The sequence below is a fragment of the Thioalbus denitrificans genome (assembly GCF_003337735.1).
Classification (GTDB): domain Bacteria; phylum Pseudomonadota; class Gammaproteobacteria; order DSM-26407; family DSM-26407; genus Thioalbus; species Thioalbus denitrificans.
This window is the reverse complement of sequence record NZ_QPJY01000014.1, coordinates 11,182-34,878: the sequence shown is the minus strand read 5'-3', so window position 1 is coordinate 34,878 and position 23,697 is coordinate 11,182. Positions and strand designations below refer to the sequence as shown.

The following is a 23,697-nucleotide window of genomic DNA, read 5'->3' as shown; positions in this document are numbered from 1 at the left end:
CGAGTTGAGCCATGGTCCCCGGGAACCGGTCAGGCCCGGCCATGAACCAGACACCCGAATCCCCGCAGCCCCTGCAGCGCTGGCTGGTGCTGGGCGCCCTCGCCCTGTTCATGGCCATGCTGCTGCTCAGCACGCCCCGGGAGCCGGCGGCGCCCGAGGCGGAGATCGCCTATACCCGGTTCAAGTCCCTGGTGGTGAACGAGCAGGTGCAGGCGGTGGATCTGCGCGGCCCGGTCGTCCGGGGGCGGCTGCGCAATCCGATCATGGACGAGCGCAGCGGCCGTCCGGCCGAGGCCTTCCGCACCCGGGTGCCCGACCTCGGCGACCCCGAACTGATGCCGCTGCTCGAGGAGCACGGGGTGGATGTTCGCGCCCTGCCGCCCGAGACCGGCGAGGGCGGCTGGGGCCCGGCGCTCGTCTCCACCCTGCCGTGGCTGCTGCTCATCGGCTTCTACATCTGGTTCCTGCGCCGCACCTACCGCAACCTGGCCGGCGGCCTCGGCGGCCGCGGCGACCTGAAGCAGTTCCTCGAGCCTGAAACCCTGAAGCCGCAGACCAGCAAGATCACCTTCGAGGACGTGGCCGGCCAGGAGAACGCCAAGCGCGAGGTGAGCGAGCTGGTGGACTACCTGCGCCACCCCGAGCAGTTCCGCCAAGTGGGCGCCGAGGTGCCCCGCGGCGTGCTGCTGATGGGCCCGCCCGGGACCGGCAAGACCCTGATGGCGAAGGCCCTGGCGGGCGAGGCGGGGGTGCCCTTCTACACCATCTCCGCCTCCGAGTTCATCGAGGTCTTTGTGGGTGTGGGCGCGGCCCGGGTCCGGCGCCTGTTCGAGGCGGCCAAGAAGAGCGCGCCCAGCATCATCTTCATCGACGAACTGGACAGCATCGGCCGCACCCGGGGCACCGGGCTCGGCGGCGGCCACGACGAGCGCGAGCAGACCCTGAACCAGATCCTCGCCGAGCTGGACGGCTTCACCGGCCGCGAGGCGGTCATCGTGGTGGCGGCCACCAACCGCCCGGACGTGCTCGACCCGGCCCTGCTGCGCCCGGGCCGCTTCGACCGCCACGTGACCCTCGACCTGCCCGACCGCCGGGACCGGCTGGCGATCCTGGAAGTCCACACCCGCAAGGTGCCGCTGGCCGCCGGCGTGGCGCTGGACACCGTGGCCGCCGGCACCCCGGGCTTCTCCGGGGCGGATCTCAAGAACCTGGTGAACGAGGCGGCGATTCTCGCCGCCCGGCAGCAGCGCCGGGAAGTGACGGCGCAGGATTTCGACGAGGCCCGCGACCGACTGCTGATGGGGGCGGTGCGGACGCTGGTCATCCAGCCCGAGGAGCGCCACCGGCTGGCGGTCCACGAGGCCGGGCACACCCTCGCCGCCCACTTCCTGCCCCACGCGGATCCCCTCTACAAGGTCACCATCATTCCCCGCGGGCAGGCGCTCGGCGGGACCCAGCAGCTGCCCGAGCAGGAGCGCCACACCCTGCCCGAGGAGTACCTGCACGACCGGCTCGCGGTCATCCTGGCCGGACGTACCGCCGAGCAGGTCCTGCTCGGCTCGGTGAGCTCGGGGGCCGACGACGACATCCGCCAGGCCACCAACCTCGCCCGCGCCATGGTGGCGCGCTGGGGCATGTCGGAGAGCGTCGGTCCCGTGGACCTGCGCGACAGCGAGTCCCACCCGTTCCTGGGCCGGGAGATCGCCCAGCCCCGCCACTTCAGCGAGCACTCCGCCCAGGCGGTGGACGAGGCGGTTCATGATCTGCTGCAGCAGGCGGAGGCCCGCGCCCGCAAGCTCATCGAGCAACGCCGCGAGGCGCTCGAGCGGCTGATCGGGGAACTGGAGGAGCATGAAACCCTGGAGCGGGCCGCCATCGATGCCTGCCTCGGCCCCGCCGTCATACCCGAACATCCAACCGGGCCGGTCCACCGCCTGCATGGCGAGGGCTGAGCCGATGCCCGCCTGGGAGCACTTCCACCACGTGGCGGACATCGGCGTCCACGGCCGCGGCGCCACCCTCGGCGAGTCCTTCGAACAGGCCGCGCTGGCGCTCACCGCCGTCATCACCGACCCCGCCGGCGTCCGCCCCGAGACCCTGGTCGAGATCGACTGCGAAGCACCGGATGCGGAGCTGCTGCTGGTGGACTGGCTCAACGCCCTGGTCTACGAGATGGCCACCCGCGGCCTGCTCTTCTCTCGCTTCGAGGTGCGCATCGACGGCGGGACGCTGCACGGCAGGGCCTGGGGCGAGGCGGTGGACCGCGGGCGCCACCAGCCCACGGTGGAGGTGAAGGGCGCCACCTATACTGAACTCAGGGTCTACCGGGACGCGGACGGCGACTGGAACGCCCGCTGCGTCGTGGACGTCTGAAGCCACGCCAGGTTGTCCGTCCACCACCGATTGATCCGTAAAACACATCCGGAAACACAGCCGTTCTCCGGAACACGGAACACGGAACACGGAACACGGATCATCCATGGACCTTCATCTGCTCGAGAAGGTGAACGACACCGAGTGGCGCATCCCGCCCCATGGCCCCATGCGCGTGCCCGGGGTGCTGTTTGCCGACGAGACGCTGCTGCGGGAGATGGACAGCAAGGTCTACGAGCAGCTCTGCAACGTGGCGGGGCTGCCGGGGATCGTGGAGGCGGCCTACGCCATGCCCGATGCCCACTGGGGCTACGGCTTCCCCATCGGCGGGGTGGCGGCCTTCGACCCGCGCGAGGGCGGCGTCATCTCCGCCGGCGGGGTGGGCTTCGACATCTCCTGCGGCGTGCGCACCCTGCACACCGGACTCAAGCGCGCGGCGGTGGAGAAGCACAAGGAGACCCTTGCCGCGGTGCTCTACAACTCCATCCCCGCCGGCGTGGGCAGCACCGGCTCCATCCGCCTCTCGGCGCGGGAGATGGACGCCATGCTGGAGGGCGGCGCCCGCTGGGCGGTGGAGCAGGGCTACGGCGAGGCGGCGGACCTGGAGCGCACCGAGGAGCATGGCTGCATGGCCGGCGCCGACACGACCCGGGTGTCCGTGCGCGCCAAGGAGCGGCAGAAGCGGGAGATGGGAACCCTCGGCTCGGGCAACCACTACCTGGAGGTGCAGCAGGTGGTGGCGGTCTACGACGAGGCCGCCGCCGGCGCCTACGGCCTGGCGGTGGGCGACGTGGTGGTCAGCATCCACTGCGGCTCGCGCGGCCTCGGCCACCAGATCGGGACCGAGTACCTCAAGGAGATGGCCGTTGCGGCCGCCCGCCACGGCATCACCCTGGCCGACCGGGAGCTGGCCTGCGCCCCGCTCGAATCGGACATCGGCCGCGCCTACCTGGGCGCCATGCGCGCCGGCATCAACTGCGCGCTCGCCAACCGCCAGATCCTCACCCACCTGACCCGCCGCGCCTTCGGCCACGTGCTGCCCGAGGCCCGCCTGGACCTGCTGTTCGACGTCTCCCACAACACCTGCAAGGAGGAGAATCACCGGGTGGCGGGGCGCGACCGGCGGCTGTTCGTCCACCGCAAGGGCGCCACCCGCGCCTTCGGCCCCGGCCACCCCTCGCTGCCCCCCGAGCTGCGCGTGGCCGGCCAGCCGGTCATCATCGGCGGCAGCATGGGCACCGGCTCCTACATCCTGGCCGGCGCCGGCGACGGCGGGGAGCGCGCCTTCGCCTCCGCCTGCCACGGCGCCGGGCGCAGCATGAGCCGCCACCAGGCCACCCGCCAGTGGCGCGGCGGCGAGGTGGTGAAGGAGCTGGCCAGCCGCGGCATCCTCATCCGCAGCACCTCCCTGCGCGGGGTGGCCGAGGAGGCCCCCGGCGCCTACAAGGACGTCGGCGCGGTGGTGGACGCCGCCCACGCCGCGGGCCTGGCGAAGAAGGTCGCCCGCCTCGAACCAATGGTCTGCATCAAGGGCTAGAAACCTTCTTTTCCGCAGATTACGCAGATTACGCAGATGGTTTTCCGGTGGAATTGGAGCGGTTTTCAAGGGCGGACAAGCAGCGCAAACGCGGGATCGCTTACGAGGCATCCGGAAGGCAACAGCGGTTTATCTACGGAATCTGCGTAATCTGCGTAATCTGCGGATAACTGAACATGCCAACGCACAATGCCGACATCGCCGCAGCGCTGAACGAGATCGCCGATCTGCTGGAGATCGAGGCGGCCAACCCGTTCCGGGTGCGGGCCTACCGCAACGCGGCGCGCACGGTGGAGAACCTGTCGCGGGAGGTGGGCGAGATGCTCGCGGCGGGCGCGGACCTGACCGAGCTGCCGGGCATCGGCAAGGACCTGGCGGCGAAGCTCCGGGAGCTGGTGGAGACGGGAAGGCTGCGGGCGCTGCAGAAGCTCAAGCGCGAGGTGCCCGAGTCCCTCGGCGAGCTGCTGCACCTGCCGGGGCTGGGGCCGAAGCGGGTCCACGCCCTCTACCACGAGCTGGAGATCGAGACCCCGAAGCAGCTCTACCGCGCCGCCCGCGACGGGCGCCTGCGGGAGCTCCACGGCTTCGGCGAGAAGACCGAGCAGAAGCTGCTGGCGGCGCTGGAGGCGCGGCTGGGCACGACGCGGCGCTTCCGCCATGCCGTCGCCGCCCAGTACGCCGAACCCCTGCGGGACTACCTCGCGAAGGTGCGGGGCGTGGAGCGGGCGGTCATCGCCGGCAGCTATCGGCGCTGCCGGGACACCGTGGGCGACATCGACATCCTGGTGACCGCCACCAACCCGGAGGCCGTCATGGAGCGCTTCAGCGCCTACGACGAGGTGGTCCAGGTGCAGTCCCGGGGCTCCACCCGCGCCACCGTGACCCTGCGCTCCGGCCTGCAGGTGGACCTGCGGGTGATGGCCGCGGAGAGCTTCGGCGCGGCGCTGCACTACTTCACCGGCAGCAAGGCCCACAACATCGCCGTGCGCCGCCGCGCCCAGTCCCGCGGGCTGAAGCTCAACGAGTACGGCGTGTTCAGGGGCGGGAAGCGGGTGGCGGGCGGGACGGAGGAGTCGGTGTTCGCGGCCGTCGGGCTGCCGTGGATCGCGCCCGAGCTGCGCGAGAACCAGGGCGAGATCGAGGCCGCCGAGGCGGGCCGGCTCCCGGAGCTGGTAACCCTGGAGGCGCTGCGGGGCGACCTCCATGCCCACACCACGGCCACCGACGGCCACGCCTCACTGGAGGAGATGGCGGCGGCGGCCCGGGAACGCGGCCTGGAGTATCTCGCCATCACCGAGCACTCGCGCCGCCTCACCATGGCCCACGGCCTGGATCCGAAGCGGCTGCGGGAGCAGGGCCGCGCCATCGACCGCCTCAACGGGCGGCTGCGGGGCATCACCCTGCTCAAGGGCATCGAGGTGGACATCCTGGAGGACGGCAGCCTGGACCTGCCGGACGAGGTGCTCGGGGAGCTGGACCTGGTGGTGGCGGCGATCCACGGGAAGTTCGACCTCTCCCGCGAGCGCCAGACCCGCCGCATCCTCACGGCGCTGGCCAACCCCAACGTCCACATCCTCGCCCACCCCGGCGGGCGTCTCATCGGCGAGCGCGAACCCTACGACGTGGACATGCCGCGCATCATCCGCGCGGCGAAGCGGCACGGCTGCTTCCTGGAGCTCAACGCCCACCCCGAGCGGCTCGATCTGCTCGACACCCACTGCCGGCTGGCGAAGGAGGAAGGGGTGAAGGTGGCCATCAGCTCCGACGCCCACAGCGTCCAGGACTTCGACCACCTGCGCGACGGCATCGGCCAGGCCCGCCGCGGCTGGCTGGAGCCCGGCGACGTCCTCAACACGCGGTCCCTGACCGCTCTGCGGAAACTGCTGCAGCGGAGGCAATGACCCGCCGTGGGAAAAACTAATAGATTCACCACGAAGGCACGAAGGTCACGAAGAAAAGCGAAAGGACCTTGTTGACCGCAGATTGACGTTGATTTGCGCTGATTCGCCTGCGGCTGCCTTAATACCCTGCAACAGCCACGGGGAGAAGAGAACAAGATCTCCCCGGGAACCACCCAAACGCACCATCCCGTTACCAGCGCGGTGAGCGGTCAATGGGAAATCAACGTCAATCAACGCCAATCTGCGGTTAACTCATCTGTTTTCTCTTCGTGTCCTTCGTGCCTTCGTGGTGAAATCACTCAACTACAGCAGGAGCCCTCCTGTACCCCGGCGCGCTTGAGGATGGCGGCGAGCGGACAGAAGTTGGTCAGCCCGCTCTGGGTCAGGTTGATGCCCACGAAGGCGCTGAGGGCGATCCAGTAGGGGTGGACGGTCAGCGAGAGGGTGATGCCGAGCAGCACCATCACTCCCGCCACCAGGTGCACGATTCGATCCACGTTCATGATCCGGTTCTCCTCTTGGTCAGTACCGGTAGGTCATCTGCAGGTTGACGATGTTCTGTTCCAGCTCGATGGTGTTGCCGCTGCCCGAGTTGGAGGTCACCTTGTTGTGGAAGGCGTGGGCGAAGGAGAGCGAGCCGAACAGCCGCTGGCCGAGCTGGCGGGTCACGCCGAGGGAAAGGTGCTTCTCGGTGATGGCCAGGGAGCCGATGTTGCTGTCCACGTCCTCGGGACCGATGGGCGATTCGCCGTAGTTGAAGCCCAGGCGCACGGTGGTCTTCGGGTTGACCTGCTTCTGCACGCCGATGGCGAACACGGTCTGGTCGTCCCAGCCGAAGTTCATCTGGGTCTTGCCCCCGGGGGTGTTGAAGTCCACCTTGTCCAGCACCTCGCTGAAGCCGATGTGCTTCACGTCCGCCTCCACCAGCAGCCCGGGCATGGGCTCGAAGGCGAGGCCCACGCTGAGGATGGGCGGTGCGTCCATGGTCATGCCGTACTCGCCCGCCAGCGTGTTCCACTTGAACTCGTCCATGGCCTGCCTGGTGGCGTAGGAGACACCCAGGGTGAGGGCGTCGCTCACCCGGTAGGTGGCGCCGAGGGTGGCGCCGAAGCCGTAGACCTGGTTCTGGGGCAGCTGGAAGTTGGGGTTGTAGAGGGCCAGGCTCTGGTAGTCGAGATTGAGCGCGGCCCCCAGGGAGAGGCGATCGTTGACCCGGAAGCCGATGCCCGGGGCGATCTTGTAGAACTGCTTGGTGGTCACCACCGCCTGGTTGCCCGCCAGCCCCGGCGCGGTGTCGGGGAAGTCCACCCCCATGCCCGAGAGTCCCGCCATGCCCATGCCGAAGGTGAGCCGGTCGTTGATCCGGTAGGCCATGGCGCCGGAGGGAATCAGGTAGAGATCGGAGTCACTGTCCAGGCCGTTGGCCTTGCGTGGCGGATTGAGGAAACCGAAGCCCAGATCGGCGCGGAACTCCTCCATGGGCAGGTTGGCCAGCCCCGCGGGGTTGGTGAGCACCGTGGCGGCATCCTGGGGGGCGGCGGTGTAGGCGCCGGCCATGCCCCACTGCATGGCGGTCACGCCGAGCATCTGGTCGCCGTTGGTGGCCAGTGCCGGCGCCGAGAGGATCCCCATGCCGACACCCACGGTGGCGGCCATCGAAGCGATTCTGTTCATTGTGCGTGCTCCTCCATCGGAGAACTGAACGTCAATTCCCGCCCCTTGCCGGGGCGTGTTGTTGGTCTACTTGAGCAGCGGCGAGATGCCGGGAACGCCGCGGAACATCTGGTGGCAGCCGACGCAGCCGGCGGTGATTTCGCCCACCAGCCCGGCCGCCCCGGCCATGTCCCCCTGCTCCGCCGCCGCGGCGAGCCGCTTGGCATTGCCCTCCACGCTGTCGTTGAAGCTGGCCAGGGCCGAAAGCTTCTCGTCGGTGATGTCGTCGAGCTTCAGGTAGGGCAGCAGGCCGCCGCGGGGAATGCGGTGGTTGGCCAGCCGCCGGGCGCTGTCGGCGGCCTGTTCCGGGTTGTCGGTGAGGATCCCGGCATTCATGCTGTGGTAGTCGGCGAGCACCTCGTGCATCACGTGGCGGAGGGTGATTCTGTCGCTGTGGCGGTTGTGCTGCGAGTAGATGCGCAGCAGCAGCTGCTTGGTCTCGGGGGAGAGTCCCTTGACCCGCTGCGCCAGCTCCGGTTGCATGAGCTGGATCTGCTGCTGCATCATCTGCTGCAGCGCCTGCATCTGTTCCGGGGTCGGCTTGGCCGGCTGCTGGGCGGAGGCGCCAGGGCCCACCAACAGGCCACACGCCAGCGACAACGCCAGAATTGCGCGGCGCGGCGGCCGGTGCGCACGGAATGCATTTCTCATCGAGTCTCTCCTCTGCTGTCCAGGGATGGTTCAGGGGCCGGCTTTCCCGCCCGAACGCGGGTGGCCGCCCTGCCCCCAAAACTGGCGCAGAGTTGTGTGGACCCGATTGCCTGGCGGTAACAGGCTGTAACAGGTTGTAACGGGGCGGGATCAACCGGATGCGAGCGAGCCGATGACAGAACGGCCCTACAGACTGCTGGTGGTGGACGATCAGCCGGAGCTGCGGGCGCTGCTGACACGCTACCTCGGCGAACAGGGCTTCGAGGTGGAGGCCGTGGCCGACGGCGCGGCCATGGAGCGCCACCTGGCGCGCCAGGCCGTGGACCTGGTCATCCTCGACCTGATGCTGCCCGGCGAGGACGGGCTGTCCCTGGCGCGCAAGCTCCGCGGCCAGGGCAGCCAGCCCATCATCATCCTCTCGGCGCGGGGGGACGAGGTGGACCGGATCGTGGGCCTGGAGGTGGGCGCCGACGACTACCTGGCCAAGCCCTTCAATCCCCGCGAACTGCTGGCGCGGGTGCGGGCCGTCCTGCGCCGCAGCCAGGCGACAGAACCGGCCGGCGCGGCGGAAGCGCAACGCAGCTTCGGCCCCTTCCGCCTGGATCTCGCCCGCCGGCGGCTCACCCGCGGGGAGGAGGAGATCGCCCTGACCGCCAGCGAGTTCGGACTGCTGCGGGTCTTCGTCCTCCACCCCGACCGGGTGCTCAGCCGCGACTTCCTGCTCGAGCAGACCAAGGGCTACGAGCGCGGGCCCTTCGATCGCAGCATCGACGTCTGCGTCAACCGGCTGCGGCGCAAGATCGAGACCGACCCCGCCGCACCCGTCTACCTGCGTACCGCCTGGGGCGCCGGCTACCTCTTCTCCACCAGCGGCTGAACGGCGATCGATGCGCCTGCCGCGACCCCGCACCCTGTTCGGCAGGACCCTGGCCACCATCGCCCTGGTGTCGGTGGGCTTCCAGATCTTCACCCTGGCGGTCATCGCCGTGCTGCTGCTGATGCCCCTGGGGCAGCGCTCGGCCGACGATCTGGCCGCGCTCATGCTCAAGACCGCCGCGGAGTGGCGCGCCGCGGCGGACCCGGCGGCGTTCGCCGAGCGGCTCTACGCCGGGGATGGACTGGTCATCGTCGCGCCCGGCCCCGACCTGCCCCCCAGCCGCAGCTGGCTGCCCTACCGCTACTTCCTCGAGCAGGCGCTGGAGCAGCGCACGGGCGCGCCCCTGACCCTGCTGAGCAGCCGGGACGCGGAGGGACAGCCCTGGTTCTGGGCCGACCTGCCCTCCGCCGACGGCCCGATCCGGGTCGGATTCTCCCGGACCCGGATCGGGGTGCAGCCACCCGTCGCGCTGATTCTCGTGCTCAGCGTGGGCGCCTGGGTGACGCTGCTGACCGCCATCGCGCTGGTGCGCCGTCTCACCGCGCCGCTGGAACGGCTCTCGGGGGCGGCCAAGCGACTCGGCGCGGGCGACTGGCCCGAGCCGGTGCCCGAACAGGGTCCCGAGGAGCTGGCGGCCCTGGCCGCCAGCTTCAACCGCATGGTGCGCCGGGTCCGGGAGCTGGTGGCCAACCGCACCACCCTGCTGGCCGGCATCTCCCACGACCTGCGCACCCCCATGACCCAGATCCAGCTGGCGCTGGCCATGCTGCCCGACGAGGGCGGAGACCCGGAGCTGATGGCGGGCATCCGGCGCGACCTGGAGAACATGAACCGCCTCATCGCCCAGTTCCTGGAGATCAGCCGGGAACTGGAGGGCGGCGGCGGGGAGACCGTGGTGGTGGGGGCGCTGCTTGCCGACCTGGTGACGCAGTTCGGGCTGCGCGGCACGGAGGTGACGGGGCCCGGCTGCAGCGGCTGCCGCCATGCCCTGCACGCCCTGGCCCTGCGCCGCGTGGTGGCCAATCTGCTGGAGAACGCCGTCCGCTACGGGGACGGGGCGCCGGTGGAGGTCACCTGCCGCTGTGACGCCGGCGCGGTGGAAATCCGGGTGCTGGACCGGGGGCCCGGCATCCCCGCCGACCAGCTCGAGGCGGTGTTCCGGCCCTTCTACCGCCTGGAAGGCTCGCGCAGCAGCGCCACGGGCGGCAGCGGACTGGGGCTCGCCGTGGTGCGCCAGCTCGCCAGCGCCAACGGCTGGGGGCTCCGGCTGGAGCCCCGGGAGGGCGGCGGCATGGCGGCGGTGGTCAGCGTGCCGCTGGAGACGAAGCGGAAGGGGGCTCAGACCGCGGCCGGCAGGTAGTCCTCCCGCACCGGGGCGAACACCTCCACCACCCGGCACGCCGCCTCCACCCGCACCTCGTGCTCGACGCCGCCGGGGATGCACCAGCTGTCGCCTTCCCGGGCCTCGAACCAGTCCGGCCCGATGCGCATCCGCATCCGACCTGATATCAGATACCCGGTCTGCTCGTAGGGGTGGGCATGGGGCGGGATCACCGCACCCGCCTCCAGGCGGAACTCGGTCATGAGCGTTTTCTCGCCGTGGACCGTGGTCACCTGGCGCACCCCCGCCACCGGTTCGCGCCATTCCCGCTTCATCGCGTCCTTCGTGAACACCGTGTCGATCTCCTCCGGCTAGCTGCCCGGTCACTGTGTCCCGGTTCCCGGTCGCGGTATCTTACCCACCCAGACCCGGACAAAACCACATTCACCACTCGCCCTGAGGGAGCCCCGCAGATGTCCCGGAGGCCGGCATGCACCTGATTCCCGTCACGATCTGCATCTACCTGCTGATGCTCCCGGTCACCGGGATGGTGCCGGTGCTGAACGAGCTGACCCTGGGGCGGCACCCCCACCTCACGGACTTCGACAAGCACCTGTTCATGTCGGCCAACATGGCCGGCGCGCTGCTCTTCGCCCCCATCGCCGGCATCGTCTCCGACGCCCTGGGCCGGCGCCGGGTGATCATCGTCGCGGCCCTGCTGGTGAACACCCTGGCGCTGTGGATGCTGACCCGTGAGTGGTCCTACCCGGCCTACCTGGGCTGGCGTTTCCTGGAGGGCTGCGCCCACATCAGCGCCCTGAGCCTGCTCATGGCCCTCGGGGCGGACCATGCCCGGCGCGGCGGCGAGGGCGGCGCCATGGGCCTGGTGGGCGCGGCGGTGAGCCTGGGCGTGGCCACCGGCGCACCACTGGGCGGCGTGGTGGGACACGGCGACGCCCTGCGGGTGCCGGGCTACGGCAGCGCGCTGATGCTGGCCCTGGCCCTGTTCGCCCTCGCCGCCCTGCGCGAAGGCCCCGCAACGGGCAGCCGCCCGGGGCTGGGCCGCCTGCTGCGATCCCTGCTGGCCGGCCGCCGGCTGCTGGTGCCCTACGCCTTCGCCTTCATCGACCGCCTGACGGTGGGCTTCATCGTCTCCACCCTTTCCCTCTACCTCGCCACCGAACAGGGGCTGTCGGCCCGCGAGATCGGGGCGGTGATGGCCGCGTTCCTCATCCCCTTCGCCCTGCTCACCTACCCCTCGGGACTGCTGTCGCGGCGCTGGAACCGGCTGGGAATGATGATCCTGGGCAGTCTCCTCTACGGGGTGGTGCTGACCGCGGTGGGCTTCGCGCCCGGGAGGGCCATCGTCTGGCTGATGCTCGGCGGCGGGGTGGTGGCGGCGCTGATGTACGCCCCCTCGCTGGTGCTCACAGCCGAGCTGGCCGGCCCGCAGCAGAAGGCGAGCGCCATGAGCGGCTTCAACCTGGCCGGATCGCTGGGCTTCGTCGCCGGTCCCCTGGCCGGCGGCGCCCTGGTGACGCTGCTCGGCAGCGAGGGAGCCCCGGCCTACCCGGCCGCCTTCCTGGTGGTGGGCGGCCTGGAGGTGCTCTGCGCCCTGGCCTTCCTGCCCCTGCTGGGCCGGTTCCGGGCCTGACCCGGCGCCCCGCGTCCGCCGGTAAAGGGGGCGCCCGGCCCTCAACCAGCGGCAGCGCCGGCCAGCTCGGCATGCCGATAGCAGCTCACCAGGTGGTCGTTCACCATCCCCACCGACTGCATGTAGGCGTAGCAGATGGTGGGGCCCACGAAGCGGAACCCGGCCCGTTTCAGGGCGCGGCTCATGGCCTCCGCGGCGGGGGTGGTGACCGGCACCTCCTCCATGGCGCGCCAGCGGTTCACCACCGGGCGGCCGTTCACGAACTGCCACAGGAAGGCGGCCACGTCCCCCTCCCGCCCGCACAGATCGAGCCAGGCGCGGGCGTTGCCCACCGCCGCCTCCACCTTCAGCCGGTTGCGGACGATGCCGGGATCGGCGAGCAGCCGCCCGATGCTGCGGGCGTTGTAGCGCGCCATGCGCTCGGGGTCGAAGCCGTGGAAGGCGCGGCGGTAGTTCTCCCGCTTGTTGAGGATGGTGGACCAGGAGAGTCCCGCCTGGGCGCCCTCCAGGATCAGCATCTCGAACAGGTGGGCGGGATCGCGGGCAGGAACGCCCCATTCGCGGTCGTGGTAGTCGCGGTAGCGCGCCGAGCCCAGGCACCAGGGGCAGCGGGCGGCGTTGGCTTTCTCCATTCTGTTCTCCCGGAGACGGAATAGATGATCACCGCCAGTCTATCCCAACCCTGATACAGGGTCCCCGGCAGTTCTCCCGGGGACACTTGAGACAGGTCAAGGTGGGTGCCGCGGACGCGGACTATTTTGCCGGGGACGGAACCACACCGCACACGGAGTGATCATGGCCGATATCCACCCCCGCGAGCGTCTGTTCGACGCCGGCCCCAGCCTCACCGTCCACGATCCGCTCGCGGAACTGCTCGGCGCCGGCGACGGCACCTGGACCTACACCTTCGACGACGCCGTGCGCCTGGCCGGCCACGCCTGCCCCACGGTGGCGGGGGCCTATGTCACCGCGGTGCAGGCGGTGCGGCGGCTCTATGGCGGCGAGACCTGCATCCGCGGAGAGCTTCGGATCACCCTGCACGGCGCGGAAGAGTCCGGCGCCAACGGCCCCTTCAGCCAGGTCCTGACCCTGCTGACGGGCGCCGCCGGCCGCAACGGCTTCCAGGGCCTGGGCGGGCACTACCGGCGCGCCGGCCTGCTGGGCTTCGGCGCCGCGGCCGAGGGGCCGCTGCGCTGCACCTTCGAGCGCATGGACACCGGCGCGGGGGTGACGCTGGCCTATGACCCCGCGTCCATCTCGGCGGACCCGATCCTGGCCCCGGCCATGCAGGCGGTGCTGAAGGGCGCCGCCGACGCCGTCACCCGGGCCCGCTTCCGCTGGGCCTGGCGCGACCGGGTGGAGCGTATCGTGGCCGACGGCGGCGAGAGCACGGTTCGCGAGGTACCCGCACCCTGATGCCGGCCTGGAATGATCAACGCAAAGGCGCAAGGGCACCAAGACGCCAAGATGGAGTAAGGAAATAATCGGGCCGTGCCATGAAACGGCCGCCCGATATCGCAGTCAACACCTGGATCCTGAAATAACCTGTCTCAGCTTCCTGGCGTCTTAGCGTCATGGTGTCTTAGCGTTCAAGACCGACCATCCCCGATCAGACCCGGCGCTCACTCCAGGGCGATCACGATGCGCTGGTCCTTGCGGTGCTCCTGCACCTCGATGAGGGTCCCGCGCGCCTCGGGGTTGTCCGCCAGGCGGATGATCTCCTCCAGCTCGATCCCCTTCTCCCGCAGGGCGCCGGCAGTCTGGCGCGGCAGCAGCCGCGCGGCGAAGCGGAGCATGGCCACGGGTATGCTGACCGTGGTCTCCGGGGAGGACTCCCCGCCCTTGAACACCCTGATGCGCAGACTGACCATCACCCGACTCCTGTCACCGCTCCCTGGACAGGCGGAAGTGTAACAGCACGGGAGCCGGACGGAACGGCTCGGGCTCAGGGCAGCTCCCGGCGGTGCGCGACCAGGTAGCGCAGGTGCGCGGCCCCCGTGCCGCAGCAGCCGCCGAGCAGCTTCAGGCCGCGTTCGCGCCGCAGCCGCAGCATCGCCTCCCCCCACTCGGCCACCGGCTCGGCCTGCAGCGCGCAGGCCCCGTCCAGGGCCGCCTGATCCAGCGCCGAGGCGTTGGCCTGGAATCCGATCAGCCGCCGGGACAGCTCCGGCGACTGCCGCACGCCGTCGAGGAAGGTGGGATAGGAGCAGTTGACCTGGTAGCCCAGCGGCGGGGCATCCACGCCGGCGTCGATGACGGCGACGGCGTCGGCCAGGGGAGTGCCGTCGAGCACCCGCCCGTCCCGGCCGATGACGAAGCTGAGGAGGTAGGGCAGGCCACTGCGGGCCATGGCCCGGGCGATGCCCGTCGCCTCCGTCACCGCCGGCAGCGTCGCCGCCAGCAGGAAATCCGGCTCCGCCGCCGCCAGCCGCTCCACCTGCCAGGCGTGGAAACGCTCCGCCGCCGTGGCGGAGAGACCCTCCTCCGGACGGTAACAGTCGTTGCGGCACCCCATCTGACCGCCGATCCACACCGGCGCGCCCGCCTCCCGCCCCGCGCCCAGCCCGCGCAGGAAACGCACGCCGTCCCCGTTGAGATCGCGCGCCTCCCCCGCCGCCTCGATCCGCTCCCGGTTCGCCCGCCAGGTGGGGGTGAGGATGAGCATCGGCAGCTGCGCCGCGGCGGCGATGGCGAGGTACTCGCCGTAGATGCGCGCCATCGCCGCCCGCCCCGGCTCTTCGTGGACGAGCGGCGCGTTCACCAGCTCCGGGTGAAGGGCCACGCCGCTTTCGCGGCGCAGGCGCTCGACGATGGCGGCCTCCATCAGGATGAAGTCGTGTCGGTCGAGGGTGTTCCGGTCAAGCGGGGTCATGGGCGTCCTGCATGATCTCTGGTGGTGGCACGGTTGCCGGGGTCCGGCCACTTCCGTGCCCGGAATGCGCCGGAGCCGCCTCAGGATGGCGTGGCGAGGAGGAGCTTTGCAAATGTGCGCACCTCCACCACCGCGGAACAGTGCTTCACGCCGCAGCTGCCATACTATTCTCAGGGATTTGGTCGGCGCCCGTGGCATGCGGGCGCACCGACGCGAGGAGGTGCGGTTTGATGACACCCGTTCCGGGCCGTTCCGGCGCGCCGAGCTACTGCCACCTGGGGGGCGTCGAACCCCTGCTGGGCGCGACGCTGCCGGCGCATCTCCGGTCGGTGGCGGCGGCGCAGGCCGGCGCGCCGGCGGTGATCTCCCGGCACCAGGGGCGGCGCCTGTCATACGGCGAGCTGATGGCGGCGGCGGACCGGCTGGCCCGCGGCCTGCTGGGGCTGGGGTTCGGCCGTGGCGATCGCGTCGGCGTCTGGTCCACCAACAACGTGGAGTGGCTGCTGCTGCAGCTGGCCACGGCGCGCATCGGCGCGGTGCTGGTGAACATCAACCCCGCCTATCGTCCGCGGGAGCTGGCCTACGCGCTGGAGCGGGCCCGGGTGCAGGGGCTGTTCCTGATCCCCGCCTTCCGCCACAGCGACTACGTGTCGATGCTCACGGGGGAGGTCCCGGAGCTGGTCACCGCACCCGGCGGTCACTGGCGCAGCGCCCGGTTCCCCGCGTTGCGCCGGGTAGTGCTCTTCGACCCCCGCGACCCGGATCCCGCCCGGCCGGCGGCAGGCTTCAATCTCTGGAACGAAGTGCTGGAGGCCGGTCGCGGCGTCGACGCCGCGGAGTTGGAGGCGGCCACGGCGGCCCTGGACCGGGACGACCCCATCAACATCCAGTTCACCTCGGGCACCACGGGCTTCCCCAAGGCGGTGCTGCTCTCCCACCACAACCTGCTCAACAACGCCTGGTTCTCCGCCCGCCTGCTCGGCTTCACCCCGGCCGACCGGCTCTGCGTCCCGGTACCCTTCTACCACTGCTTCGGCATGGTGCTGGCCAACCTGCTCTGCCTCTCTGCGGGAGCCGCCCTGGTGTTGCCGGCGGAGCACTTCGATGCCGGGGCCTGCCTGGACGCCATCGCGGCGGAGCGCTGCACCGCCGTCCACGGAGTGCCCACCATGTTCATCGCCCTGCTGGAGGCGCAGGCGGATCGGCCGCGGGCGGTGGAGAGCCTGCGCACCGGGATCATGGCCGGCGCGCCCTGCCCGGTGCCGCTGCTGAAACGGGTGATGGGCGCGCTGCACTGCCCGGAGATCCTCATCGGCTACGGCCAGACCGAGGCCTCGCCGCTCACCCACCTCACCCGTCGTGACGACGACCTGGGCCTGCGCACGGAGACGGTGGGCCGCAACCTTCCCCACCAGGAGGTGAAGGTGGTGGACGTCAAGAGCGGCGCCACCCTGCCCCGCGGCGAGAGCGGCGAGGTCTGCTTTCGCGGCTACCACGTCATGAAGGGCTACTACGGCGACGAGGCGGCGACCCGCAGGACAGTGGACGCCAACGGCTGGCTCCACTCCGGGGACCTGGGCAGCATGGACGCCGACGGCAGCCTGCGCATCACCGGGCGACTGAAGGAACTCATCATCCGCGGCGGCGAGAACATCTATCCGCGCGAGATCGAGGAGGTGCTGTTCGCCCACCCCGCGGTGGCCCAGGCGGCGGTGTTCGGAGTGCGGGACGACTACTGGGGCGAGGAGGTTGCCGCCTGGGTGCAGCTCAAGCCGGGCCGGCCGGAGGCGGTCGAGGCCCTGCGCGAGTGGTGCGCGGCGCACCTCGCCCACTACAAGGTGCCGCGCCACCTGCGCATCGTCACGGAGTTCCCCATGACCGTCACCGGCAAGCTGCAGAAGTTCCGCATGCGCGAGGCGATGGAGAAAACGCTCGGGGAAGGGGGAAATCGTTAACGCCAAGACGCAAGGACACCAGGACGCAAAGGTTCAATGGTTCCGGCGGAGTCCGCTGCAGCGGCGGCATTCACACGGTGAGAGGTGGTGCCGTCTGCCCGGGCTCAATGTCCGCGGGAGAGGTCGCCAGGCCACCCCCTCCCGAACCAACCCTTCCTTTCCTTGGCGTCTTGGCGCCTTCGCGTCTTGGCGTTGAATCATCCAGGCCGAACTGGGTCGACACGGGAGGATACGATGGAAGATGTGTTCAGGTTCGCCGACGAGTTGGGGCCGGCGAAGGTGGTGCACACCTGGGAGCCGAAGACAGGCCTGCGGGCGGTGCTGGTGGTGGACAACGTGGCGGCGGGGCCGGCCATCGGCGGCGTGCGCATGGCGCCGGACGTCACCACCGAGGAGTGCTTCCGGCTGGCGCGGGCGATGACGTTCAAGAACGCCGCGGCGGGGCTGCCCCATGGCGGCGGCAAGGTGGTGCTCTACGGCGATCCCAAGATGCCGGTTGCGGGGAAGGAGCGGCTCATCCGCGCCCTGTGCCGCTCCATGGAGAGCGAGAAGGAATACATCTTCGCCCCGGACATGGGCACCGACGAGACCTGCATGGCCTGGATCAAGGACGAGATCGACCGGGTGGTGGGGCTGCCCCGGGTGGTGGGCGGCATCCCCCTGGACCAGGTGGGGGCCACCGGCTTCGGTATCGGCCACGTGGTGGAGGTGACCCTGCCCTTCTGTGACTTCGGCCTGGACGGCGCACGGGTGGCCATCCAGGGTTTCGGCGCGGTGGGCACCCATGCGGCCCGTTTCCTGGCCGAGCGCGGCGCGGTGCTGGTGGCCGCCGCGGACACCGGCGGCACCCTGCACGACCCGGACGGACTGGACGTGGAGGCGCTCATCGCCCTCAAGGCCGAGGGGCGCAGCGTGACCGATCACCCCCGGGGCGTGAAGCTGCCGGTGGACGGCATCATCGATGTGCCCTGCGAGATCTGGATTCCGGCGGCACGCCCGGACGTCATTCACGCCGACAACGTGGACCGGCTGCAGGCCCGGCTGGTGGTGGAAGGCGCCAACATCCCCATCACCCATGACGCGGAACAGACCCTGCACGAGCGCGGCGTGCTGGTGGTGCCGGATTTCATCGCCAACGCCGGCGGGGTGATCTGCGCCGCCGTGGAGTACCTGCACGGCACCCAGACCCAGGCCTTCCAGGCCATCGAGGAGAAGCTGCGCGCCAATGTCCGCGAGGTGCTCGACACGGTGCGCAGCCAGGGTGTCCTGCCCCGGCAGGCGGCCATCGACCTGGCCACCCGGCGGGTGAAGCGGGCCATGTCCTACCGCCGCTGGTCGGTGTTCTGAGCGGTAATCCCCGCGCTGGACCTGCGAGGATTCAACGTCAAGACGCCAAGAGAATTGCGCCCTGGCGTTGAATTCACTCCGCCGCGGCGAGGAGCGGCTGGTCCGGGAGCAGCACGCCCTCGGCCTGCCGGCGCAAATGCTCGTCGATCACCTCCGGCGCCACGGGACGGCTGAACAGGAAACCCTGGACCTCGTCGCAGTTCTGCCGGCGCAGGTAGTTCAGCTGCTCATCCTTCTCCACCCCCTCGGCGATAACCCGCATGCCCAGGCTGTGGGCCATGGCGATGATGGCATCGGTAATGGCCATGCTGTCGGCATCCTCCGCCACGTTGCGGATGAAGGATTGATCGATCTTGAGGGTTTTTACCGGGAAGTTCTTGAGATAGCTGAGGGAGGAGTAGCCGGTGCCGAAATCGTCCACGGCCAGGGTCACGCCCAGGTCCTTGAGCTCCTGCACACGTTCGCGAGCCTGCTCGGTGTTCTGCATCAGGATGCTCTCGGTGACCTCCAGCTCCAGGTAGGCGGGATCGATGCCCGTCTTCTCGATCACGTCGCGCAGGAGAAACAGCAGCCCCTCCTGGCGGAACTGGAGCCCGGAGAGGTTGACCGCCATGCGCAGGGGCGGCAGCCCCGCCTGCAGCCATTCGCAATGCTGCTCGCAGGCCCGGCGCAGCACCCATTCCCCGATCAGTATCACCTGGCCGGTCTCTTCCGCGAGGGGTATGAAGTTGCCTGCCGACAGCAGCCCGCGTTCGGGGTGCTGCCACCGGGCCAGCGCCTCGACGCCCACCATCTCCCCGCTCTCCAGGTTCACCTGGGGCTGGTAGTGGATGAACAGCTCGTTGTTGTCCAGGGCCCGGCGCAGCGCATTCTCCAGCGTCAGGCGGTCGAACGCCCGTTCGTTCATGGCGGGCGTGTAGAACTGGTAATTGTTGCGCCCCTCGCCCTTGGCGTAGTACATCGCCACGTCGGCGTTCTTGAGCAGGGTATTGAGATCCTCGCCGTGATCGGGATAGATGGCCACGCCGATGCTCGGGGTGATGACGATCTCGTAGCCCCCCACCTTCATGGGCTGAACCAGGGATTCCTGGATGCGGCGCGCCACCTGGGCGGCCTCCTCGGGGGATTTGATTTCGCTCAGCACCACCGTGAACTCGTCCCCGCCCAGGCGGGCGATCTGGCCCAGCTCCTCCACCCCCGCCCGACCCACCACGTCGCTCTCGCGCACCGAGTGGGAAATCTGGTGGGCGACGCGCTTGAGCAGCAGGTCGCCGATGTTGTGACCGAGGGTATCGTTGATGCGCTTGAAGCGGTCCAGATCCACGAACAGAAGCGCCATTTGGCGCTTGTAGCGCCGGGCCTGGGCAATGCTCTGCTCCAGCTGTTCCTTGAAGAACTGCCGGTTGGGCAGCCCCGTCATCTCGTCGAAGTAGGCCAGCTGGCGCATTCGCTCCTCGGCGCGCTTGGTGTCGGTGACATCGCGGACGATGGCGAACACCTCGTCGCGGCCACTGGCCACGAGGCGTGACTCGTAGACCCGTTCCTCCAGGGCGCTCTTGACCTCGAAATCGTACTGCTGGATCCCGTTGGCGCGCAGGGCGCGGCGCAAGTGGTTTTCCATCAGGGTGCCGGTGGTCCCGGAGAGCACCTCGCTCACGGTACGGCCCACCGGCCGGCTGGTTTTCAGATCCAGGGCGGAGGCCTGTCCGGGGCGGAAATCGAGGATGGTGCCATCGGCGGCGATACGGAACATGATGTCGGGCATCGCCTCGAGGATGGCGCGATTGCGCATCTCGCTCTCGCGGAGCTGGCGCATGGTCTGGCTGGCGCGGAGCATGTACCGGACCCGGTGGCTCAGGATGCGCCAGTTGATGGGCTTGGTGATGAAGTCGGTGGCGCCCACTTCGTAGGCGCGGCGGATGGAGTCGTGGTCATCGGCGCCGGTCACCATGACAATGGGTGTCTGGCGGTCGTTCTCCAGCCGCCGCATCTCGGTACAGGCCCGGAAACCATCCATCACCGGCATGCTGATATCGAGCAGCACGATATCCGGGTGGAGTTCCTGGAACCGATCCAGGGCCAGCTGGCCGTTTCCCGCTTCGTGCACCTCGAGCCCGGTCCGCTCCAGGGTCTTGCGCAACATCAGGCGCATGGACGGGTCGTCGTCGACTGCCAGAGCGATCTGGTGAGTCGTCCCTGTCGTCTCTCCCATCCGTCCTCGCCCTCCCCGGGCACCCGCGGATACGGGTGCATGCATGGATTTACCTGCTGACGCGAAAGTGCCGAAGTGCCTCCCGGCCAGGCCGGGCCGGCATCTTCCTCCCCCTCCCCGGGCGCGCCCGCGGCCGGCCGTTCCATCCAGAGTATAGCGATATGCCTGCGACCGATAATCCGGGCTGTCGATGGAAAGTAAAATTTTGTTAACGGGCAACGGGCTCGGGAGGGCCGGATCGGGCCCGGCGGTCGCGCCGGTGCAGCACCAGTCCGGCCACCACGATGCCGGCGGTCACCAGGCCGACGATGATGGTGGCCAGCGCGTTTATCTGCGGACTGACGCCCAGGCGGACGCTGGAGTAGACCACCATAGGCAGCGTGGTGGCGCCGGGGCCGGAGACGAAGCTGGCGATGACCAGGTCGTCCAGCGACAGGGTGAAGGCCAGTAGCCAGCCGGCCAGCAGCGCCGGGGCGATGATGGGCAGGGTGATGACCAGGAACACCTTCCAGGGCCGTGCGCCGAGGTCCAGCGCGGCCTCCTCGATGGACTCGTCCAGCTGCGACAGGCGGGACTGCACGATGACCGTCACGTAGGCGATGCTGAAGGTGATATGGGCGATGGTGATGGTGGTGACGCCGCGCCCCTCCGGCCAGCCCAGCAGCTGCCCCATGGAGACGAACAGGAGCAGCGAGGCGAGGCCGAGGATCACGTCCGGCATCACCAGCGGCGCGCTCACCATGGCCGAAAACAGCGTGCGCCCCCGGAACCGGCCGAAGTGGGACAGGGCCAGACCCGCCAGGGTCCCCAGGACCACCGCCACGGAGGCGTTCAGCGCGGCGATGCGCAGGCTCAGCCAGGCCGCCGCGAGGATCTGCTCGTTGGCGAGCAGCTCGCCGTACCAGCGGGTGGAGAAGCCGCCCCACACCGTCACCAGCCGGGAGGCGTTGAAGGAGTAGACCACCAGGGAGAGGATGGGGCCGTAGAGGAAGGCGTAGCCGAAGGCGAGCGCCGTGAACAGCCAGAACGGGCGCCGGCCGTTCACCGCGGCTCACCCGGCTCGGCCTGCCGCTCCTGGGTACGCTGGAACAGCGCGATGGGCACCACCAGGAACAGCAGCATGGCCACCGCCACCGCCGAGGCCACCGGCCAGTCGCGGTTGGTGAAGAACTCCGTCCACAGCACCTTGCCGATCATCAGCGTGTCGGGCCCGCCCAGCAGGTCGGGAATGACGAACTCGCCCACCGCCGGTATGAACACCAGCGAGGAGCCGGCGATGACGCCGGGCATGGACAGGGGCAGGGTCACGCGCCAGAACGCCTTCAGCGGCCGGCAGCCCAGATCCTTGGCCGCCTCCAGCAGGGCCGGATCCATGCGCACCAGGGTGGCGTAGAGGGGCAGCACCATGAAGGGAAGATAGGAGTAGACGATGCCCACGTAGACGGCGAAGTCGCTGTGCAGCAGCGGCAGCGGCTGGTCGATGAGCCCGATCCATTGCAGCAGGTTGTTGACGAGCCCGTTGCTCTTGAGGATGCCGATCCAGGCATAGACCCGGATCAGGAAGCTGGTCCAGAACGGCAGGATGATCAGCATCAGCAGCACGTTGCGCAGCGCCGGCCGCGCCTGGGCGATGGCGTAGGCCATGGGATAGCCGATCAGCAGGCACAACAGGGTGGAGACCGCCGCGATCCTGATGGAGTTCAGGTAGGCCGAGACGTAGAGCGTGTCCTGCAGCAGGAACAGGTAGTTGCCCAGGTTGATGCGCAGCTGGACGAAGCCCTCGGAGAGGGTGGCCAGCGCGCTGTAGGGAGGCTGCCCCAGCACCGGCTCGGCCAGGCTGATCTTGAGCACGAAGACGAAGGGCACCAGGAAGAAGATCAGCAGCCACAGGAACGGCAGCGCCGTCACCAGCCCGCGCCCGCGCAGGAGCCTGGCCACCCCGCGCACCCGCGACCACAGCGGCAGGCCGCTGAGCCAGGTCCAGACCCGCCCGAAGACGGTGTCGGGGATGGCCCGGGCCGGTGGTCTCCGCGGCCGGCCGTTCATGCGGTCAGCACCACCCCGCTGCCGGGCTGCCAGGAGAGATAGACCTCCTGGTCCCAGGTGAGCCGGGGCTGGCTCAGGCGGGAAATGTTGGTCAGCTGCACCTGGACCACCTGTCCTCCGGCCGTGCGCACGTGGTAGATGGACACATCCCCCAGGTAGGCGATCTCCGCCACGGTGCCGACGACGCGGTTCACCTCGCCCTCCGGCTCGCTCTCGCTCACCACCAGCTTCTCCGGGCGCAGCGCCACCGTGACCGGGGTGCCCGGCGCCAGGGGCTGGGCATGTTCCATGAGCAGGTCGCCGCGAATCGCCTCGGAATGGATCAGGAGCCGGCCGTCGTGGTCGGCGACCACGCGCCCCTCGAAGACGTTGGCCGCCCCGATGAACTCGGCCACGAAGCGGCTGGATGGATACTCGTAGATGTTGGCGGGAGTCCCCACCTGGATGATCCGGCCCGCCTCCATCACCGCGATGCGGGTGGACATGGTCATCGCCTCCTCCTGGTCGTGGGTGACCATGATGAAGGTGATGCCGGTGCGCTCCTGGATGTTCACCAGCTCGAACTGGGTATGTTCGCGCAGCTTGCGGTCCAGCGCCCCGAGGGGCTCGTCGAGCAGCAGCAGCTTGGGGTGCTTGGCGAGCGAGCGGGCGAGCGCGACCCGTTGGCGCTGGCCGCCCGAGAGCTGGTCGGGTCGGCGGCGGGCCAGCGGCGTCATCCGCACCAGCTCCAGCATCTCCGCCACCCGCTCGCGCACCGCGCCCCGGGGCATGCGCTCCTGGCGCAGGCCGAAGGCCACGTTCTGCTCCACGCTCATGTGGGGGAACAGGGCGTAGGACTGGAACATCATGTTCACCGGGCGCTCGTAGGGGGGCACCTCGGTCATGTCCTGGCCGTCGATGATGATGCGCCCGGCGGTGGGACGCTCCAGCCCGGCCAGGAGACGCAGCAGCGTGCTCTTGCCGCACCCGGATGCGCCCAGCATGGCGAAGAACTCGCCCTGGTAGACGTTCAGCGTGACCGCATCCACCGCGTAGAGGTCGTCGAAGGTCTTGGTGACGTTCTCGATCCTGAGAAACGGCCGCGTGGCCGGATCCTGCCAGGGTTCGAAGCGGGTCTGCTCCCGTTTGGGGAATGCCATGTATCGACGGCTCCCGAAAATGCCGGCGGCGCCCGACGGACGCCAGCGGCGAGGCTCAGAGGTTGTCCGGCGGCGGCCGCGCCCGGCGGGGGGCTGCAC

The 23,697-nt window shown here is 69.7% G+C and carries 21 protein-coding genes; 10 read left to right on the top strand and 11 right to left on the bottom strand.

The genetic code is table 11. The features are described 5' to 3' along the window. Positions 1-41 precede the first annotated feature (41 nt). The 4 genes from ftsH to polX all read left to right on the top strand — a co-directional run bounded on the left by ftsH (position 42) and on the right by polX (position 5,811). Complete coding sequence (ftsH, locus tag DFQ59_RS17755; protein ID WP_170142213.1) at positions 42-1,952, top strand: ATP-dependent zinc metalloprotease FtsH; 1,911 nt, start codon at positions 42-44, stop codon at positions 1,950-1,952. Positions 1,953-1,956: 4 nt separating this feature from the next. Beyond that, the gene (locus tag DFQ59_RS17750) at positions 1,957-2,373 is read left to right on the top strand and encodes an archease (RefSeq protein ID WP_114281075.1); all 417 of its coding nucleotides are present in this window, start codon (positions 1,957-1,959) and stop codon (positions 2,371-2,373) included. A 106-nt stretch (positions 2,374-2,479) separates the two neighbouring features. Next, positions 2,480-3,910 carry an RtcB family protein gene (locus DFQ59_RS17745; protein ID WP_114281074.1) on the top strand — a complete coding sequence of 477 codons (1,431 nt, stop codon included), beginning with the start codon at positions 2,480-2,482 and terminating at the stop codon, positions 3,908-3,910. A 176-nt stretch (positions 3,911-4,086) separates the two neighbouring features. Beyond that, positions 4,087-5,811: a DNA polymerase/3'-5' exonuclease PolX gene (gene polX / locus DFQ59_RS17740; RefSeq protein WP_114281073.1), complete on the top strand. Its 1,725-nt coding sequence runs from the start codon at positions 4,087-4,089 to the stop codon at positions 5,809-5,811. A gap of 299 nt (positions 5,812-6,110) precedes the next feature. On the opposite strand, the gene DFQ59_RS17735 is transcribed toward polX, so the two are convergent. The 3 genes from DFQ59_RS17735 to DFQ59_RS17725 all read right to left on the bottom strand — a co-directional run bounded on the left by DFQ59_RS17735 (position 6,111) and on the right by DFQ59_RS17725 (position 8,175). Then, positions 6,111-6,314 carry a YgaP family membrane protein gene (locus tag DFQ59_RS17735; RefSeq protein ID WP_114281072.1) on the bottom strand — a complete coding sequence of 68 codons (204 nt, stop codon included), beginning with the start codon at positions 6,312-6,314 and terminating at the stop codon, positions 6,111-6,113. Between the two features lie 19 nt (positions 6,315-6,333). Continuing rightward, entirely contained in the window at positions 6,334-7,485 is a 1,152-nt protein-coding gene (locus tag DFQ59_RS17730; RefSeq protein WP_114281071.1) for an OmpP1/FadL family transporter, read from the bottom strand. Between the two features lie 66 nt (positions 7,486-7,551). Further along, positions 7,552-8,175, bottom strand: coding sequence for a cytochrome c (locus DFQ59_RS17725; protein WP_114281070.1), 624 nt, complete (start codon positions 8,173-8,175; stop codon positions 7,552-7,554). 172 nt (positions 8,176-8,347) lie between these two features. Between DFQ59_RS17725 and DFQ59_RS17720 the strand changes: the two genes are divergently transcribed. Both DFQ59_RS17720 and DFQ59_RS17715 read left to right on the top strand, forming a co-directional pair. Further along, entirely contained in the window at positions 8,348-9,052 is a 705-nt protein-coding gene (locus DFQ59_RS17720) for a response regulator (protein WP_114281069.1), read from the top strand. A gap of 10 nt (positions 9,053-9,062) precedes the next feature. Beyond that, positions 9,063-10,412 carry an ATP-binding protein gene (locus tag DFQ59_RS17715; protein WP_211314993.1) on the top strand — a complete coding sequence of 450 codons (1,350 nt, stop codon included), beginning with the start codon at positions 9,063-9,065 and terminating at the stop codon, positions 10,410-10,412. On the opposite strand, the gene DFQ59_RS17710 is transcribed toward DFQ59_RS17715, so the two are convergent. After that, the gene (locus DFQ59_RS17710; protein WP_211314992.1) at positions 10,391-10,726 is read right to left on the bottom strand and encodes a cupin domain-containing protein; all 336 of its coding nucleotides are present in this window, start codon (positions 10,724-10,726) and stop codon (positions 10,391-10,393) included. The genes DFQ59_RS17715 and DFQ59_RS17710 overlap by 22 nt on opposite strands. Positions 10,727-10,863: 137 nt before the next feature. On the opposite strand from DFQ59_RS17710, the gene DFQ59_RS17705 reads away from it, so the two are divergent. Beyond that, on the top strand, positions 10,864-12,027 hold the full coding sequence (locus tag DFQ59_RS17705; protein ID WP_114281067.1) for an MFS transporter: 1,164 nt from the start codon (positions 10,864-10,866) through the stop codon (positions 12,025-12,027). 41 nt (positions 12,028-12,068) lie between these two features. On the opposite strand, the gene DFQ59_RS17700 is transcribed toward DFQ59_RS17705, so the two are convergent. Further along, positions 12,069-12,659: a DNA-3-methyladenine glycosylase I gene (locus DFQ59_RS17700; RefSeq protein WP_114281066.1), complete on the bottom strand. Its 591-nt coding sequence runs from the start codon at positions 12,657-12,659 to the stop codon at positions 12,069-12,071. A 163-nt stretch (positions 12,660-12,822) separates the two neighbouring features. Between DFQ59_RS17700 and DFQ59_RS17695 the strand changes: the two genes are divergently transcribed. Continuing rightward, positions 12,823-13,443: a hypothetical protein gene (locus DFQ59_RS17695; protein ID WP_114281065.1), complete on the top strand. Its 621-nt coding sequence runs from the start codon at positions 12,823-12,825 to the stop codon at positions 13,441-13,443. A gap of 206 nt (positions 13,444-13,649) precedes the next feature. Here the strand turns inward: DFQ59_RS17695 and DFQ59_RS17690 are convergent, their stop codons facing one another. Together DFQ59_RS17690 and DFQ59_RS17685 are read right to left on the bottom strand one after the other, a co-directional pair. Then, positions 13,650-13,898 carry a hypothetical protein gene (locus DFQ59_RS17690; protein ID WP_114281064.1) on the bottom strand — a complete coding sequence of 83 codons (249 nt, stop codon included), beginning with the start codon at positions 13,896-13,898 and terminating at the stop codon, positions 13,650-13,652. Between the two features lie 74 nt (positions 13,899-13,972). Then, the gene (locus DFQ59_RS17685; protein ID WP_114281063.1) at positions 13,973-14,899 is read right to left on the bottom strand and encodes a homocysteine S-methyltransferase family protein; all 927 of its coding nucleotides are present in this window, start codon (positions 14,897-14,899) and stop codon (positions 13,973-13,975) included. A gap of 230 nt (positions 14,900-15,129) precedes the next feature. Between DFQ59_RS17685 and DFQ59_RS17680 the strand changes: the two genes are divergently transcribed. Continuing rightward, positions 15,130-16,854 carry an AMP-binding protein gene (locus DFQ59_RS17680; protein WP_114281062.1) on the top strand — a complete coding sequence of 575 codons (1,725 nt, stop codon included), beginning with the start codon at positions 15,130-15,132 and terminating at the stop codon, positions 16,852-16,854. Between the two features lie 234 nt (positions 16,855-17,088). Next, the gene (locus tag DFQ59_RS17675; RefSeq protein ID WP_211314991.1) at positions 17,089-18,201 is read left to right on the top strand and encodes a Glu/Leu/Phe/Val family dehydrogenase; all 1,113 of its coding nucleotides are present in this window, start codon (positions 17,089-17,091) and stop codon (positions 18,199-18,201) included. Positions 18,202-18,274: 73 nt separating this feature from the next. On the opposite strand, the gene DFQ59_RS17670 is transcribed toward DFQ59_RS17675, so the two are convergent. The 4 genes from DFQ59_RS17670 to DFQ59_RS17655 form a co-directional block, all read right to left on the bottom strand. Further along, on the bottom strand, positions 18,275-20,413 hold the full coding sequence (locus tag DFQ59_RS17670) for a putative bifunctional diguanylate cyclase/phosphodiesterase (RefSeq protein WP_170142212.1): 2,139 nt from the start codon (positions 20,411-20,413) through the stop codon (positions 18,275-18,277). Positions 20,414-20,621: 208 nt separating this feature from the next. Continuing rightward, complete coding sequence (locus DFQ59_RS17665; RefSeq protein ID WP_114281060.1) at positions 20,622-21,458, bottom strand: ABC transporter permease subunit; 837 nt, start codon at positions 21,456-21,458, stop codon at positions 20,622-20,624. Beyond that, entirely contained in the window at positions 21,455-22,459 is a 1,005-nt protein-coding gene (locus tag DFQ59_RS17660; RefSeq protein WP_114281059.1) for an ABC transporter permease subunit, read from the bottom strand. Before DFQ59_RS17660 ends, DFQ59_RS17665 begins: the two co-directional genes overlap by 4 nt. Then, positions 22,456-23,598: an ABC transporter ATP-binding protein gene (locus DFQ59_RS17655; RefSeq protein ID WP_114281058.1), complete on the bottom strand. Its 1,143-nt coding sequence runs from the start codon at positions 23,596-23,598 to the stop codon at positions 22,456-22,458. The genes DFQ59_RS17660 and DFQ59_RS17655 overlap by 4 nt, the downstream gene beginning before the upstream one ends. Between the last annotated feature and the right edge of the window lie 99 nt (positions 23,599-23,697).

Bases quoted from the DNA above. Each gene is read 5' to 3' on its own strand.
- DFQ59_RS17730 (WP_114281071.1), bottom strand. From the start codon at position 7,485: ATGAACAGAATCGCTTCGATGGCCGCCACCGTGGGTGTCGGCATGGGG.
- DFQ59_RS17750 (WP_114281075.1), top strand. From the start codon at position 1,957: ATGCCCGCCTGGGAGCACTTCCACCACGTGGCGGACATCGGCGTCCAC.
- DFQ59_RS17680 (WP_114281062.1), top strand. From the start codon at position 15,130: ATGACACCCGTTCCGGGCCGTTCCGGCGCGCCGAGCTACTGCCACCTG.
- DFQ59_RS17685 (WP_114281063.1), bottom strand. From the start codon at position 14,899: ATGACCCCGCTTGACCGGAACACCCTCGACCGACACGACTTCATCCTG.
- DFQ59_RS17675 (WP_211314991.1), top strand. From the start codon at position 17,089: ATGGAAGATGTGTTCAGGTTCGCCGACGAGTTGGGGCCGGCGAAGGTG.
- DFQ59_RS17715 (WP_211314993.1), top strand. From the start codon at position 9,063: ATGCGCCTGCCGCGACCCCGCACCCTGTTCGGCAGGACCCTGGCCACC.
- DFQ59_RS17690 (WP_114281064.1), bottom strand. From the start codon at position 13,898: ATGGTCAGTCTGCGCATCAGGGTGTTCAAGGGCGGGGAGTCCTCCCCG.
- DFQ59_RS17700 (WP_114281066.1), bottom strand. From the start codon at position 12,659: ATGGAGAAAGCCAACGCCGCCCGCTGCCCCTGGTGCCTGGGCTCGGCG.
- DFQ59_RS17655 (WP_114281058.1), bottom strand. From the start codon at position 23,598: ATGGCATTCCCCAAACGGGAGCAGACCCGCTTCGAACCCTGGCAGGAT.
- DFQ59_RS17705 (WP_114281067.1), top strand. From the start codon at position 10,864: ATGCACCTGATTCCCGTCACGATCTGCATCTACCTGCTGATGCTCCCG.
- DFQ59_RS17745 (WP_114281074.1), top strand. From the start codon at position 2,480: ATGGACCTTCATCTGCTCGAGAAGGTGAACGACACCGAGTGGCGCATC.
- DFQ59_RS17720 (WP_114281069.1), top strand. From the start codon at position 8,348: ATGACAGAACGGCCCTACAGACTGCTGGTGGTGGACGATCAGCCGGAG.
- DFQ59_RS17695 (WP_114281065.1), top strand. From the start codon at position 12,823: ATGGCCGATATCCACCCCCGCGAGCGTCTGTTCGACGCCGGCCCCAGC.
- DFQ59_RS17735 (WP_114281072.1), bottom strand. From the start codon at position 6,314: ATGAACGTGGATCGAATCGTGCACCTGGTGGCGGGAGTGATGGTGCTG.
- DFQ59_RS17725 (WP_114281070.1), bottom strand. From the start codon at position 8,175: ATGAGAAATGCATTCCGTGCGCACCGGCCGCCGCGCCGCGCAATTCTG.
- DFQ59_RS17660 (WP_114281059.1), bottom strand. From the start codon at position 22,459: ATGAACGGCCGGCCGCGGAGACCACCGGCCCGGGCCATCCCCGACACC.
- ftsH (WP_170142213.1), top strand. From the start codon at position 42: ATGAACCAGACACCCGAATCCCCGCAGCCCCTGCAGCGCTGGCTGGTG.
- DFQ59_RS17670 (WP_170142212.1), bottom strand. From the start codon at position 20,413: ATGGGAGAGACGACAGGGACGACTCACCAGATCGCTCTGGCAGTCGAC.
- polX (WP_114281073.1), top strand. From the start codon at position 4,087: ATGCCAACGCACAATGCCGACATCGCCGCAGCGCTGAACGAGATCGCC.